This is a genomic window from Nocardia sp. NPDC006630 (assembly GCF_040611495.1).
Taxonomy (GTDB): Bacteria; Actinomycetota; Actinomycetes; order Mycobacteriales; family Mycobacteriaceae; genus Nocardia.
Genome location: NZ_JBEXOK010000016.1, coordinates 1 through 14,577 on the forward strand (window position 1 = coordinate 1; position 14,577 = coordinate 14,577).

At 63.6% G+C, this 14,577-nt stretch carries 15 protein-coding genes and 1 pseudogene; 11 read left to right on the forward strand and 5 right to left on the reverse strand.

Annotated features, from left to right (window positions below):
* The 3 genes from ABZX86_RS36120 to ABZX86_RS36130 all read left to right on the forward strand — a co-directional run.
* On the forward strand, positions 1-303 hold a 303-nt coding region (locus tag ABZX86_RS36120), incomplete at its 5' end, for an IS30 family transposase (RefSeq protein ID WP_355130287.1).
* Positions 304-587: 284 nt separating this feature from the next.
* Positions 588-836, forward strand: coding sequence for a hypothetical protein (locus ABZX86_RS36125; RefSeq protein ID WP_327138835.1), 249 nt, complete (start codon positions 588-590; stop codon positions 834-836).
* A 212-nt stretch (positions 837-1,048) separates the two neighbouring features.
* A complete protein-coding gene (locus ABZX86_RS36130; RefSeq protein WP_355130289.1) occupies positions 1,049-1,660 on the forward strand; it encodes a DinB family protein in 612 nt (203 codons plus the stop codon).
* Positions 1,661-1,754: 94 nt separating this feature from the next.
* Here ABZX86_RS36130 and ABZX86_RS36135 read toward each other — a convergent pair whose 3' ends face one another.
* Positions 1,755-2,222, reverse strand: coding sequence for a hypothetical protein (locus ABZX86_RS36135; RefSeq protein ID WP_327138838.1), 468 nt, complete (start codon positions 2,220-2,222; stop codon positions 1,755-1,757).
* 258 nt (positions 2,223-2,480) lie between these two features.
* Here ABZX86_RS36135 and ABZX86_RS36140 point away from each other — a divergent pair, with 258 nt between their 5' ends.
* Positions 2,481-2,642 (forward strand): hypothetical protein, encoded by a 162-nt coding sequence (locus tag ABZX86_RS36140; protein WP_355130291.1) that lies wholly within the window; start codon positions 2,481-2,483, stop codon positions 2,640-2,642.
* A 160-nt stretch (positions 2,643-2,802) separates the two neighbouring features.
* On the opposite strand, the gene ABZX86_RS36145 is transcribed toward ABZX86_RS36140, so the two are convergent.
* Both ABZX86_RS36145 and ABZX86_RS36150 read right to left on the reverse strand, forming a co-directional pair.
* On the reverse strand, positions 2,803-3,021 hold the full coding sequence (locus ABZX86_RS36145) for a hypothetical protein (protein WP_355130293.1): 219 nt from the start codon (positions 3,019-3,021) through the stop codon (positions 2,803-2,805).
* 626 nt (positions 3,022-3,647) lie between these two features.
* A complete protein-coding gene (locus ABZX86_RS36150; RefSeq protein ID WP_327138842.1) occupies positions 3,648-4,019 on the reverse strand; it encodes a hypothetical protein in 372 nt (123 codons plus the stop codon).
* A gap of 519 nt (positions 4,020-4,538) precedes the next feature.
* Here ABZX86_RS36150 and ABZX86_RS36155 point away from each other — a divergent pair.
* Positions 4,539-5,679 (forward strand): annotated as a pseudogene (locus tag ABZX86_RS36155) (IS30 family transposase).
* A 124-nt stretch (positions 5,680-5,803) separates the two neighbouring features.
* On the opposite strand, the gene ABZX86_RS36160 reads toward ABZX86_RS36155, so the two are convergent.
* Positions 5,804-6,232 (reverse strand): hypothetical protein, encoded by a 429-nt coding sequence (locus ABZX86_RS36160; protein WP_355130295.1) that lies wholly within the window; start codon positions 6,230-6,232, stop codon positions 5,804-5,806.
* A 48-nt stretch (positions 6,233-6,280) separates the two neighbouring features.
* On the opposite strand from ABZX86_RS36160, the gene ABZX86_RS36165 reads away from it, so the two are divergent.
* From ABZX86_RS36165 to ABZX86_RS36185, 5 genes are all read left to right on the forward strand, one after another.
* Entirely contained in the window at positions 6,281-7,132 is an 852-nt protein-coding gene (locus tag ABZX86_RS36165) for a helix-turn-helix domain-containing protein (RefSeq protein ID WP_355130297.1), read from the forward strand.
* A 378-nt stretch (positions 7,133-7,510) separates the two neighbouring features.
* Positions 7,511-8,014, forward strand: coding sequence for a hypothetical protein (locus ABZX86_RS36170; RefSeq protein ID WP_355130299.1), 504 nt, complete (start codon positions 7,511-7,513; stop codon positions 8,012-8,014).
* 341 nt (positions 8,015-8,355) lie between these two features.
* Complete coding sequence (locus ABZX86_RS36175) at positions 8,356-8,808, forward strand: hypothetical protein (RefSeq protein ID WP_355130301.1); 453 nt, start codon at positions 8,356-8,358, stop codon at positions 8,806-8,808.
* Positions 8,809-9,522: 714 nt separating this feature from the next.
* Positions 9,523-9,726: a hypothetical protein gene (locus ABZX86_RS36180; RefSeq protein WP_355130303.1), complete on the forward strand. Its 204-nt coding sequence runs from the start codon at positions 9,523-9,525 to the stop codon at positions 9,724-9,726.
* Between the two features lie 1,284 nt (positions 9,727-11,010).
* Positions 11,011-12,534 (forward strand): carboxylesterase family protein, encoded by a 1,524-nt coding sequence (locus ABZX86_RS36185; protein ID WP_355130305.1) that lies wholly within the window; start codon positions 11,011-11,013, stop codon positions 12,532-12,534.
* A 263-nt stretch (positions 12,535-12,797) separates the two neighbouring features.
* Here ABZX86_RS36185 and ABZX86_RS36190 read toward each other — a convergent pair whose 3' ends face one another.
* On the reverse strand, positions 12,798-13,292 hold the full coding sequence (locus ABZX86_RS36190) for a hypothetical protein (RefSeq protein ID WP_355130307.1): 495 nt from the start codon (positions 13,290-13,292) through the stop codon (positions 12,798-12,800).
* A 122-nt stretch (positions 13,293-13,414) separates the two neighbouring features.
* On the opposite strand from ABZX86_RS36190, the gene ABZX86_RS36195 reads away from it, so the two are divergent.
* A complete protein-coding gene (locus tag ABZX86_RS36195) occupies positions 13,415-14,560 on the forward strand; it encodes an epoxide hydrolase family protein (RefSeq protein ID WP_355130562.1) in 1,146 nt (381 codons plus the stop codon).
* Positions 14,561-14,577 lie beyond the last annotated feature (17 nt).

A 14,577-nucleotide genomic window follows, 5' to 3' on the forward strand; every position in this document is an offset into this window, starting at 1 on the left:
ACCTTGCCGGTCGCGTTGAGACGCACCCTGACCTGGGATCAAGGCATCGAAATGACCGAACACGCCACCTTCACCATCGCGACCGGGGTCCCGGTTTATTTCTGTGATCCGAAGAGTCCGTGGCAGCGCGGGAGTAACGAGAATACGAATGGTCTTCTCCGCCAATATCTTCCTCGTCACCTCGATCTGCGCACCTACAGCCAGGCTGATCTCGATGCCATCGCCGACGAACTCAACGGGCGCCCTCGACAAACCCTCGGATTCAGAACACCATCAGAAGCACTCGATGAAGTGTTGCGATAACCGCCTGAACCCGCACCGCATATCGCGCTGACAGAACCGGCCATCGCGGCGCAGCGGAAGATCTACCAGCAGAGCGCTTCCGCTGAGCCGGGTGCTGGCCGAAACCGGTTCTGTGCCTGCCGAACTCAGTTCCCGCGCGTTTCGCCGTCGCCTGATCGCGCGCACGCTGGAACGAGATCGGATGCCCCAGGAAGTCGGGGCATACGGATTAGTTGAATCGTCGACATTTCACTATGCTGGGCGGTTAGCGTTTGCCCGGCACAGCACACAATCTGGAGGTAAGCGTGAAACGTGGTCTCACAATTCTTGTTCTCGCGGGCGGGTTGATCAGCGCGGTTTCGGCCGGTTCCGCCGTGGCGGCTCCAGGCGCACAATCCGTCGCGGACTCCGGCAGCTCGGTCCTCTCGGCCGGTTCTGCGATGATGCAGGGCATGGGATGCGCTTCCAAGTATCCGGTGCCAGCGGAATGCGACACCTTCCTCGAGCGGTTGCTGAACGGGATTTCCGCCGGGTCGGCCGAATTCCAGCGCTGATCGGAGCGGTCACGAAGAACGCCCGAAGATCAATGGGCTAAAGCAATCTCGATGATCTGCAAAGCATTCTTCTGCCGCATGTCGCGCTGAGTGAACCGGCCAACGCGAGACCTCGTCGGATCTGCTGCGTAGTCGGACCTGAAGGACTGTTGGCGGTCGAGGGCAGCGATCTTCGGAATGCCGACCGCAGTAGTCCGGGCGAGAATGATCGAATGATATCGGTCCAGCGGGAGGAACCGCCTCGGATTTCCGGAGAACGCCAGACGCTCACCGGTTTTCTCCAACTCCAGCGAGAAACCTTGGCGTGGAAGTGTTCAGAGCTCTCGGCTGCCCAGTTGCGTCAGCAGGCGGTGCCAACGTCGAAGCTGTCGTTGCTCGGACTTGTCCGCCACATGACCGACGTGGAGCGAGGCTGGTTCGCCCGCACCCTCGGTGGCGTGGACGCGCCCGCGTTCTACTGGCGTGCGGACCGATCCGCGGACGTGGACTTCGATGTCGCGGATGCGGACGTGGATGAGGCGTTTCGCTTGTGGCACGAGGAATGTGCGCGCTCGCGTGCACTGGTAGCTCACTGCGAGTCCCTCGACACTGTAGGTACCCACCAGCCCAGCGGTCTCGATTTCAGCTTGCGCTGGATTCTCATACACATGATCGAGGAGTACGCCCGCCACAACGGCAGACCTACTGAGGGAACAACTCGACGGTCACACGGGCGAATAGGGCCGATCGCGCAGGTATCCGGTCATGCCGCGACCCGCGCGTTGGTCGGCCGTCCAAATCAGTTGGCCGCCAGCGCTTCCCAACGCACGCTACTGCCGAATTGAGGTCGTTGGGGAATGTTGCCCACGAGACGAGAGGGCGGTCCGGCGCAGATCGCTGGACCACTTTGAGTTCGGTGCTGCGTATCCGCCTCGATCCCTACGAGCTGGACAGATTCAGCTCGATCGCTGCGGTATCGGACGGGCCGCCAATGTTTCCGGCACGGTCTGTGGCGGTGTAGTAGAACTTGTGCGATCCATTGCCAAGGCTCGTGAGCTGCGCACGTGTGTACTGAAGTTTCACACCTTGGAAGACTTGGTCACGGCTGGTCGTGTGTGTTGGGCCGGGGATCGAGCCCGGGTCGCTGTAGAGGGCGATGTCATCGCCCTCCGCCAAGTCGTCGTAGCTCACGACCACTGTCAGGACTTCACCATGCCGAGCCAGGCTCTCATCGGTGACGATATCGTCGACACCAATGAAATACGGTGCGCGGAAACTGTTCTGACCGGGTGGGGTCGAGTCGACGGAGACCAGAACGTCGTCGGTGCCGGAAGGCGCGGCGAGGTTGTCATCGACCGTGATCGGGGTGTAGGTCAACTGCACGTCGTCCTGCGATTCGTTCGACACAGCGAGCCTTTCTCGAAAGCCATTGAAACCACCATCATTTCACAGACATCCGAGCACGATTCATCCTTCGCGGGACGTACTCATCTGCCGCGTCCCGCGCGTCGGTCGGTTGTCCAAACTGACTGGCCGACAGCGCTTCCCAATGCCCGCACATGCCGATTCTCGGATATTGAGACGCGCTAACTCGTTGCAGCACAGAACTAGTCGGTGCTGGGTACGCTATTCGGGCCATTCATCGAATCGCGAGAGGAACCAGATATGCCCGAGGAGGATGCCACGAACTCGGCGACGGGAAGCCCGTTCGAGAGTGGCCTGGAGACCGGAAAGTTCTTCCCCAAGCTTGAGGGATCCAACGAAGATTTGAAAAACTCGCCGGAGGAACCAGACAACATGCCTCCCGCTGGCGGGCGGATCGTGTAAGGCCGAATCAGCTGCGCGGGTCTCTGAATCGAGCGTCCGCTCATGCCGCGACCCGCGCGTTCCGGCGCGGTAGGCAGCGCTCCGCCGAAGACCAACGGCTCGAGGCGAACCCGAGCCGCTTCAGTGCACGCTAAGCCGATGACTACTCGAGACCTTGAACCTAGTCGGGAGCTTGCGAGTCCGCTGCACCGTCGGCGGCCTGGCCATCTGCGGGGAAGGGCCAGGCCGAATCCGTGCCGGAGTCCGTGCGCTGCTGGGCGAGATCCCCCAGGGAGCCGATGCCCTGCGTGCGGTCGCTCAGGGTCTGATCGAAGGGCAGCAGGAAAGAATGCGGTTGCCTCGGGGTTTCGTCGTCGGGTTCCCGGATGATATCGGACATGGTGACTGTCTCCTGTTCCGGCGCCCGGCCGGTCGACGGGAAGTCCGCGGCTACGGCAGTGCCGGGTAGCGGGCGGATCGCACGGGCGACTCGCGGAAAGATCATCCCAGAGGCGGACAGCGGGCGTCCAGCCGACGACGACTCCGGACTTTGGCTATTGCCGCACAACACCATTCAGCGGGCTGCCACCACCTCATGCCGTGATGCCTGTTGCGCGGACATCGACCGGGCACGACGATAGAGACTTTGGCTTCATGATCGGTATGCCATGAGAGTCGGATACATGCGGCATGGAAGTCGCGCATCATGATCGCACCAACGGTGCTCAACATCGACTACGACGCCAGTTTGGACTACGCATCCGAACGCGATGGCAACGTGGTCACCCTCATCGGACCGCGGACGGGCGTAGCCCTGACGGCTGGCCGGACGATGCTCTTGTCCGGCCAGGCCACCAACACACTGTCCTGCCGCGACCCGCGCGGTTGGAACCGGCCATCGCAGCGCCCCGAAAGTCAACTGGCCGAGAGCATCCCACCGAATTCGGACCCGCCTTCCCGGCGGCTGCACTCGCCGGCGTGCGAGCTGATCCTCCCGAAAACAGTCAGCTCGCACCAGGTACGACGTTATATCTCGAGCTCGGTGACGGACTTCAAAAGATCGGTGACAGGCCGCAGCTCCATCACAACTCTGGTCAGACTGTGGACGGTGATCGTCCATGCCTGATCGGGTGTCGAACTGCCCGTGAAATACACGCGCTCCTCGTCGCACTCAAACTGGGGCACTACGGCCTCCCGGTCCTCCTTCCACGAACCTATCCACAGCGTCTGACCGCCATGGCCGCGGAGAAGCAAGTGGTCCCTGAGATTGTCCTCTTCCTCCCAGGTCTGAAGATTGCAGAGAAATCCATCGCCCTCTGTCCCTACTTCGCCCTCTTTCGCCACTTTCCACGCATCGGAATGGGACAGCAACGTTTCATTCACAAAGAATTCCTTCACAGGATTCCCCTCGATAGGTCCGGGCGGCAAACACGTTGTCGCGGAGATCATCTCAGAACCGGACCAGCCGTGCACCGCCCGGCTGTTCCTGCCCTCAGTGGGCTGCGCGAAGCGCGGCTGCAATGGGGGCCTCGTCGCGAACGAGTGCCGGCAGCGTGGCGCAATATCCGTCGAGTGGCGGAGTATCCGTCGAATTGATACACGAGCCTGCCGCGAGCTGCGTGGTTCGAAGCGGTCACGCGGCAGGCGCGAAGATCAACGGGCAGAGATTATCTCGATCATCGGCAACGTACTGATCTGCCGCGACCCGCGCGTTGGCCGGCCGCCCAAATTGGTTGGCCGCCAGCGCTTCCAAACGTCCGCAACTGCCGCGACCTGCGCGTTGCGAACCGGCCAGCGCGGGCGCCGGAAGATCAAGTGGCCGTATCCATCCGAGGCTGGCCGAACGCACGCTCTTGCCTGCGGTCTCAATGGGTCAGCGCAACACTAGGTTTGTCCTGCTGAGCATGGTGGTGTGCGATGACGAGAACTTCTTTGTCCGAGGCCGAAGCCGACGAGGTCTGGCGCCGATGGAGGTCCGGGCAAGCGGTCAGGGTGCTCGCCCGTGAGATGCGCCGAAGTCCCTCCACCGTGCGTGAGCTGCTCAAACGCTGCGGCGGGGTCCGTCCTGTGGCCCGCCATCGCGGTAACCTGCGTTTGAGCGTGGTTGAGCGCGAGGAGATTTCACGGGGACTGTCCGCGGGACAATCACTGCGCGCGATCGCCCGAGGTTTGGGACGAGCGCCCTCGACCATCTCCCGCGAGGTCGCCGACAACGGCGGGCGTTTCGCGTATCGGGCGCTGAGCGCCGATCGGGCGGCATGGGCGCGCGCGGTCCGACCCAAATCGACGACACTGTCGAAGAATCCGCGATTGGCGCAACTGGTGACCCAGAAACTGACCCAGCACTGGTCACCGCAGCAGATCGCGGGCTGGCTGGCCCGAAATCCGCAGTCCAGCATGGGTTATGTGTCGCACGAAACGATCTACCGGTCACTGTTCATCCAGGCCCGCGGCGAGCTGCGCCACGAACTGACCCACTATCTGCGCAGCCCACGATCGATGCGCCGACCGCGCAAAGCCCGCCTGCCCGACGGACGCGGTGCCCGGCCGGGACTCATGAACATCTCCCAGCGCCCGGCCGAGGCGGCGGACCGGGCGGTGCCCGGGCACTGGGAAGGTGACCTGATCTTCGGGCGCGGGATGTCCCCGGTCGCGACCCTGGTCGAGCGCTCGACCCGGTTCCTGCTGCTCATCGCGCTGCCAGAGGGGCACCGCGCCGATCTGGTCGCGCCCGCGCTCGCCGCCAAGATCCTCACCCTGCCGGTTGCGTTGCGCCGCACCCTGACCTGGGATCAAGGCCACGAGATGGCCGAGCACGCCGCGTTCACCATCGCTACCGGGGTCGAGGTCTATTTCTGCGACCCGAAGAGTCCTTGGCAGCGCGGCAGCAACGAGAACACCAATGGTCTTGTCCGCCAATATCTTCCCCGCCGCCTCGATCTGCGCACCCGTCAGCCAGGCCGACCTCGATGCCATCGCTGACGAACTCAGCGGACGCCCTCGACAAACCCTCGGATTCCGCACACCATCAGAAGCACTCGATGAAGTGTTGCGATGACCGCTTGAACCCGCACCGCTACCCGCGTGTTGGCCGGTCGTCCAAACTGGTTGGCTGACAGCGTTTCCCAACGCTCGCACAATGCCGAATGGCGAGTTTCCGCCGCACTAATCCGTTGCCATGCTCATCGCGAGATTCGGTGCATCGTGGAGCTGTAACCACCGCCGGGAAAGGTCCACTTTCCGACGTTGGTGTCCTCGTCGACGAAGGTGCCTGTATAGAACGACGAGGATCCGATTTCGCCGCCCCAGATGGTCAGGCTGTCGCCGTCCAATTCGTACACGTAGTCGAGGGTGTTGCCGCGGGTGTCGTAGGCACGCGACCGGATCTCGGAGGTCGGTGGCTCTCCGAAGGGCTGCAGATGGCCGATGACCTCCAACGCGGTGATGTCGCTGCCGAAAAGGTGCATGTTGACGTGTTGAAGGAGGAAAAAGCCGCCGTTCATCCACTCGTAGATGACGGTGCCGGAGCTGTCGCCGCTGAGTTGCCAGGTGCCGACCAGCCGGTCCAGGGACTGCATGGCAAGGCTGGGTGCCGCGGTGTTCTCGTTCATGTTGTTCCTCTCCCGCCGATAGGTGTCCACTTACGGTAGGAAGGTGGCGTGGCTGAGATATCTCAGAAATCCGCAGGTTTGCCCGACCGGAACAGGGTCTTGCTGGAGAGCGGGCTGTTGGAGCCGGAGACGTTCGACCGGTACTTCGAGGTCCGTGCGTTCGAGCCTGCCGCCGAAGTCGCGACGTGCGTGTCGCATTACTGGGTGATGCGGTGGCGGCTGCCGTACAACGTGACTTATCGACCGACCGAGGTGCTCCCAGCCCCGATGGTGCACGCTTTCTTCACCACACAGGGCGCATTCGTGCATGGCGTGTCTGACGGGCCCCTCAGCTATGACACCGCCGGTACCGGCATCATGGCAGGCATCGCGTTCAAGCCCGGCGGTTTCGCGCCGTATTGGGACGGACCTACGAGTCGCCTGCGTGGCGGCGACCGAATCGAGATGGCCGCGGTGTTCCCTGTGGTCGACGAGCTCTTCTGTAGCCAGCTCTTACAGCAGTCCGAGGAGCAGATCGTGCGCACGCTCGATGCGCTTCTGCGTTCGAAGCAGGCCGAACCTTCCCGCCGGCACCTGCAGCTGATCGCTGACGCCGTCGCAGCCATGATGCGAGAAGACAGCCCCACCACGGTCAGCGCCTTGGCCGCTGAACTCTTCCGCAGCGAGCGGAGCCTGCAGGCCGTCTTCACAGAATATGTCGGCGTCGGCCCCAAGTGGCTCCTGAAACGACAACGCCTCTTGCGGGCGATCGGAAAAATCGCCGACACCGAACGTCCCGATTTGGCCGGTATCGCCGCCGACATGGGCTATAGCAGCCAGACGCATTTCCTGAACGACTTCAAGCACGTCGTCGGAGTCACACCTGCGGTCTATCTTCGCCAACTACACCGGCAGCGCTAGTGCGGAATCGGAGTCGCGTCGAGCAAGAGCCCGCGGGTCGCGCGTCATGTCGCGGATAGATCGAAGTCCGCTGCAGTCCAAGTAGTTACGCGAATCGAGCGCGGTCTCAGTATCGATTCATGATGGCGACAGGGTCGGGCAGGCTGACAGAACCTCCCAGGGCCTATTCGTCAAGCCACACTGCGATCGAACCCAGCTGTGACACGTCACCGTCGACCGCGATCCCGAAGCGGTAGCTGCTCTACGGACTCGACGTCCGAATCTGCCGCGACCCGCGCGATCGGAATCGGCTGCGGCCAGGATGGCGAGCGCGCTCTCCTGCCGAAGGCCGGATCACGCCTCCCGGGACGGGATCGTCCGCCATGGCAAGCTCACCGCATGGACAGCCCGCTTACCTTCGAGACCGAGCGGTCCGTCTTGCTGGATCGGGGCACCTACCATTGGGCGAGGCTGCAGACGTTCCGAATTGACTCAGCGCGGCCGGTCTCGGAGTTGCTGACCGCACTTGTCGCTCATCCGCGTTACCGCGACCACTTCGCGACTGCTTTCGAAGGTCAAGGCATCCACACGCTGCACGGACCGTACCGGGTGGAGTGCATCGCGGCAGATACCTTCCGGCCGATCAGCTCTACGTCGGCACGGATCTTGTTGCAGGACTGGGCGGACAATGCTGGAGTGCCAGTATCCCGGGAGATCCAGGCCGAGTTGGACACGCAAGTGTTTCCGTTGTTGGAGGCACCGGAGTTGCTTCAACTGCCCGACCTTCGCCCTGATGCCCAGCATGACTGGGGTTGGGTTGTGGGCGTCGACGGCTTTCATGAACTAGTAGCGATCGATCAAGCGGATCGAGTGCTCACTCTTATCGTGGCGGCGGACGACTAGCGAAGACATCCGGTCATGCCGCATATCGCCGCTGAGAGAGTCGGCCAAAGCGCGACCAGGGGAGCTGTGAACTTCTCTCCGCGCGAATCGGCCTTCGATGACCAGCTATGTGGCCGAACGTATTGCAGTGCAGTAGATCTGGCGCGATTCGAATATGACTAGGCCGAAAACTGCACATCTGCTACTCAAATAGCCATTATCGGGCGAATAGAAACGCTCTGACCTGCAACGACGCGTGTTGCCGCCGTTATCGCTTGAAGAATCCTGCTGCGGTGGCATCGCCGGAACTCGGCGCTGACAGACCGCGGGGTGTGAGCGGGTGTTCATGTCAAGATAGTTCAATGACGACCGCAGGGGATTCAGCGAACCGAACGATCGACCAGTCCAGTGTTCTGCAGACGGTCGGCCAGGCGCTGGTCGACGCAGTTCCCTTCGGATGGAAGCAGATTCGGTTCGAATTTCTGGGTACGGTGCAGATAGACGCGGCCAGGTTGGACGTTGTCGGCGACGACGGTGCCGCGGAACGGTATTCGACTCCGCGTGTCGCGTGGCGGCAGTTTGATCAACTGCGGTCCGCGATGTACCAGCCGGAGGTCGGGACCTGGTACACCGCACGATATGTCATCGATCGTTCCGGAGAGTTCACGATCGAATTCGACTACGAGCACGAGCCCGATTTCGTGCCGCCGCTGACAGCGGGGGCTTATGCCCTCGACTTCGAGCACTTTCCTCGCGACGATGCGCATACCCCAGACTGGTTGCGAGACAAGCTTCTCGAGTGCCTACCTCGGTGAGGCCAGGGTGGCAGCACGCGGACTGTGTCGACAGTTGAGAAGTCCGCCCTCACGTCGCCTGCGCCCGCACTCACCCAGCAGCTTCCTCCGAGGGCTACATAGCGGATTCTGGCTTGACCTCACGCGATTCTGGACCGCAGCTATTCCGATTCGGACGAGGCGTGATGATTGTCAGATGCGGGGTAACCGGTACAGCCGCTCGCCCGCCTTCGATGTCCATTCGTCGACGAAGAGCGCGGAATGGGTCATGACCAGTTTCGGTAGCTGGGTGCTGGAGCGGAGTTGTTCGCTGATTCCACCAACGAGGCGCGCAGGTCCTCGGGGGATAATTATCAGGGCGGGATCAACGGTGGCGGAGGGACTTTCGAACGTGACTGATCGTCGTAGGTGACGCGGGAGCGAAGCAGGCCACAGTTGGTGAAGCGCAGTGTGGCGTGGTCGTTGTGGTGTTGAAAGGCCGTGGTGTGTAGAGGAACTGGGTGCCCGGGTGCGGAGGCCGCGTCGACCGGCCAGGCGTAGAGGACACCTATCATCAAAGCGTGATCACAGGCGGAGGACTGGTCATCGCAGTCCAGATTTGCCGACAGCCCGACCCATAGCGCACCGCTGTGCTCGACGTAGCCGAGTTGGAGCCTTCCGAGGCTGGCGCGAACCCTGGAGGTTCGTGCCATGACCGGGAATGCTGATGGACGGCGTGCCCGTAGGATGCGAGGTGTGCTGATGTGGCTGATCGCCGGGGTGCTGGTGCTGGTGGTGTTGTCCTTCGCCCGGTGGGCGCGTCGGGATTACAAGTTGCGAGCCACCACTAGCCAGATGCGCGCATGGCTCGAGTACCGTGGCTTCGTCATCGAGGCAGATCGGACTCTCACCTCGGCGGAGGGTCCGATCGGAGGGATCATTCTCGCCCGCCGTTCTTGAGATGACCTCTGTGCGTTGATCTTCGAGGCCGCCGAGTGGCCCGCTCAGTGAGCGCGACATGCGGCTACTTGATCGAGGCGTATGCGCGCCTCAAATACCGGTAGAGCAACACCGACAGCGCCGTGGTGAGCTGCATAAGCCAGGGTGCTTCGCATACCCAGCCGACCGCGGTTCGGGCTGTCGATGGGTTCGCCGCGCCGAAAGTCGAGACGGCGATCCATGAGCCGAGGATGAATGGCCACCAGACCACCAAGTACGCCACGAGAAAGGTCAGGCACAGTCCGACGAGCGCGACAATCGGGCCGCCGCCACCGCTGGATCGGTACCGGGTGGTCGGTCGTCGTCCTCCCCACGCTGCGCCGGCTGATAGCGGGCCGACTCCTGCCCCAATGCCACGAGTGGACACTCCGGCACGGACGCCGAATACTTTGCCGCCGACGCCGATTCGCATCGTGGCATTGGAGCACGAGCAGTCGGATTCAGTCCATGGCTTAGTAGTGTTCGGGCACGGGATGTCTCAGGGTTGGCGACACAGCGAGAGGCGGACGCTATATCGGCTTCCTGCCGTTTTCAGCTGCGGAATGGCGATCTCAGGGTAGTTGCGCACTGCAGCGCACAGCCGCATCATTTGGAAGGCATCGAATCGGTGCCAGCCAATTCGATAGACGGATCTCCAGAGGAAGACATCACATCCCTTTACAACGAAGTCGTGTCCCGTCTCGGTCATCCGATAACCTGCCCCGACAGGTGAATCTCCAACATGCACTTGAGGCGAGTCCCACTGCGTAGCGGACGTATCTGAAATGACAAAGCAGGTGCGATGGGTGATCTTGCAGGCCAACGTATCCGCGGGACCCGCTCCGGCTGTAGCCAGAAGCCAGCGGGCGCAGGGAACGAACCCTGGCAGGGCTGAGTTTCAACTGACCGTGAGGTGGCCACGGTGGACTCCCTCAACACGCCCTATTCTGCCGCTGACCGCGCTGATCGAAACGACCAGCGCCGGGTGGCGAAATACCAACCACCCGTGCGTTTCTGAGTCGCGCGGAACATCCTCAACTGCTGAATGTGCTGTGCCAGAACCGCTTTGGCAGCTGGCCCATAATGTTCGCGAACGAGCACCTCTGGCTCTGGCCAGTCCGTTGGGTGAGATCGACGCAAACCACTTGGTTCAGTAACGGCAGAAGGCTGTTCAGTGCAGCGAGATATGAAGTGGCCTTTAATGGTTTGCGCCGGCTCTCTCGCGCTGGGATGCTCGGCCGGACAGCCATCGAGAGGGAGAACGAAATGGCCGCTTCCAGCAAGCGGGCTGAGTCCGTGCCCGAGGTCCGCACGGTGGCCGGTGCGCTGCGCGGCGGCTGGGAGGCGGGGCTTGCGGTGTTCCGAGGCATCCCGTTCGCCGAGCCGCCGGTCGGCGATCGGCGTTTCGCCGCGCCCCAGCCGGTGCGCGGCTGGGATGGGGTGCGGCCCGCCGTCGCCTTCGGCCCGCCGCCTCCGCAGTCCGCCGTGCTCGCGGTGTCCCGGGACACCGCCGGAGAGGACTGGCTGACGGTCAATGTCTGGACGCCGGAACTGGATTCGGCCTCCGAGCTACCGGTGATGGTGTGGATTCCAGGCGGTGGCTATGCCATGGGCCACTCCGGCCTGCCGGAATACGATGCCGGGCACCTCGCCGCGAGCGGGACCGTGGTCGTGACTCTCAACTACCGTCTCGGCATCGAGGGGTTCGCCCAGATCGAGGGTGCCCCAGCCAACCGCGGACTGCTCGACCAGGTCGCGGCCCTGGAGTGGGTGCGAGACAACATCCGTGTGTTCGGCGGCGGCCCTGACCGAGTGACGGTGTTCGGACAGTCGGCGGGTGCCGGATCGGTCGCCGCACTGCTCGCGATGCCGCGCGCCGCCGGGCTCTTCCGCCGGGCGGTCGCACAGAGTGTGCCGGGGACGTTCTTCTCTCCCGAGCTGGCCGCCGACCTCACCGCGGCCTTCGCCGCGGAGCTGGGGGTGGCGCCCACGGTATCCGGGCTGTCGGCCGTGGCCCCGGACCTGCTACCCGCCGCTGGCGACGCGGTCTTCGCCAAGATGGAACGGTGGCGGGAGCGCTGGGGGAAGATCACCCACCGGCCGATTCCGTACGCGCCGGTCGTCGACGGTGACGTGCTGCCCACGACCCCCTGGCAGGCGCTGGCCGAGGGCGCGGCCCGGGACGTCGAGCTTGTCGTCGGGCACACGCGGGACGAGCAGAGATTGTTCAGCCTGATCGATGGTGTCCTCGGCCAGGTCACGCACGAGCAGACCGAGACCGCGCTGCACGTTCTAGGCACCGGGCCGGACAGCGCACGCAGGTATCGGGAGGCGTTCCCGGCCGCGGCCGACGAAGAGCTCTACGAGCTGGTCAACGCCGACTGGTTGTTCCGCATGCCGAGCGTCCGGCTCGCCGACGCGCAGATCGCCGGCGGCGGCCGGGCCTACCTCTACGAGCTGATGTGGACTGCCCCCGGGATGGGCGGCGCTCTCGGCGCGTGCCACGGGCTGGACGTGCCGCTCGTTTTCGGCAACCTGAGCAGTGGGCAGACCGCCATGCTGATCGGCGACCCGCCCTCGCCGGAGGCGGTAGAGCTGTCGGCGCGAATCCGCGGGTCGTGGACGTCGTTCGCCGCCCACGGCAACCCGGGTTGGCCCGCGTACGACGCCGAGCACCGCCTCGCGCAGGTCTTCGACACGCCGTCGAAGGTAACCTCCTACCCGGAGAGCGCCTCGCGTCTGCTGTGGGAGGACTTCACCTTCCCGGCGCTCCCGCTGCTGGCGCGGTGAGATCTGGGCAACGGGGCCCGGCACCCGCGCGTCAGTCGGCCGTCCAAACCGATTGGCCGACAGCTCCTTCTAGCGGATTGGCTCTCCCGGCACTCCGAAGGGTTCTGAACTCCTCACGGACAGGCGCTGTTTCACCCGGTAGGAGAATGAACTCGGGATCGGTCGCGGTCGGATCAGTGCAGACCGAGGTCCGGTAGCGGGCCTCGGAATGCCACCGTGCGGACTGCTGTCCCGCACACGATCTCGGTCGGACCGCCGCGCGCTCAGCCGAGCGTGAACGTCGCGTGGCCCGCGATGTGCTCCAGATCCACATTCTTCGGATAGACCTCGGAGTACGTGTCGATCGTCGCCTCGACCTTCCCGGCGCCCGGCCCCATACCCATACCGGTGATCACATTGTCCGGCATGCCGACCACCGTGGTGCCTTCGATGCGCTGTGACTGTCCACCTGTCTGGCCGGTGTCGTCATTCCGCCAATGCACGGTGACCTGGTATGCCCCGCAGAACTCCCCGGTCTGCGTGATCTTCAACCGGACACCGAACACACCGGACTGCGGCTGTGCTACGGTCTCGGCTCCGATGATCGCGGCACAGTCGGGACCCGGAACCCGTGTGAGAGTCGAGGTGAACTGGGTGACCGGATCGGTGGAGTTGGCACCGGCGGTCCCGGTGAACCCGCTCCACGCGGCCACCATCGCCACCGCGACCACACCCGTGCGGAGCGTGAACTGTTGCAGGGAAACGTTTTTCAATCGCATACCCGTCTGTCGTTCTGCGCCGGGATGACGTTATGCCTTCCCGGGCCCACACTTTCAGGGGCTGGCCATCACCCGCCAGAACGCGCAGTCCGCCGAGACGGAGACCACGAATGTCCGAGACCATCAACGCGTTTCACATCGACATCCCGCAGGCCAAGCTCGACGATCTTCGCCTGCGCCTGGCACGAACTCGATGGCCCGAGCGACAACCGGTTCCGGACTGGTCTCAAGGCATTCCGCTGGACACCATGATCGGCCTGTGCCGGTACTGGATGGAGGAATACGACTGGCGTGCCACCGAACGACGTCTGAACCAGATCTCACAATTCCGCACTACCATCGACGGCCTGCGGATTCACTTCCTCCATGTGCGCTCCCGCGACCCGGAAGCCACGCCGGTGGTGCTCACCCACGGCTGGCCCGGCTCCTTCCTGGAATTCGAGAACCTGATTCCGCTGCTCACCAACCCACCCGACGGCGAGCCGGCATTCCATGTCGTCATTCCATCGCTACCTGGATATGCGTTCAGCGGTAAGCCCGAAACCACCGGCTGGGGCATCGGCCGCATAGCCCGCGCCTGGTGTGCATTGATGACCCGTTTGGAATATTCACGTTTCCTAGCCGCGGGTAGCGATTGGGGGACCAGTATCTCCACCAAAATCGCGCTCCAGCAACCACATCGGTTGATCGGCCTGCATCTCGTACCGCCGCTCGCCCCGCCCGATCACAACACGACTCTCACCGACGGCGAACGCGCGTCACTGGCCGACCTGGATGAACGCACTCGCACCGGATCCGGATACTCGGCCATGCACAGCACCCGGCCGCAGACGATGGGGTACGGGCTGACCGACTCACCGGCCGCCCTCGCCGCATGGATCGCGGAAAAGCTGTACACCTGGACCGGCGATCCCGGCCTGACCCGCGACCAGATCCTCGACAACGTCACCCTCTACTGGCTCACCGGCACCAGCACATCTTCGATTCGGTTGTACTGGGAGAGCATCGCGGAGGTCAGCCGGTGGTTCACCGCCTCCGTCGATGACACGATCGACGTGCCGACCGGCTGCAGCGTCTACCCCGAAGAGGTCCCCCGCCCCGCACGCCGCTGGGCAGCCCGTCGATTCACCAATATCGTGCATTGGAGCGAACCCGCCCACGGCGGACACTTCGCCGCATGGGAGCGACCCGAACTCTTCGTCAGCGACCTGCGCGCGACCGCCGCCGCCATCTTCGCCGCCCCGGGCCACCGCACGTCTCGATCGTGAGTTCCGTTGCAACCCTG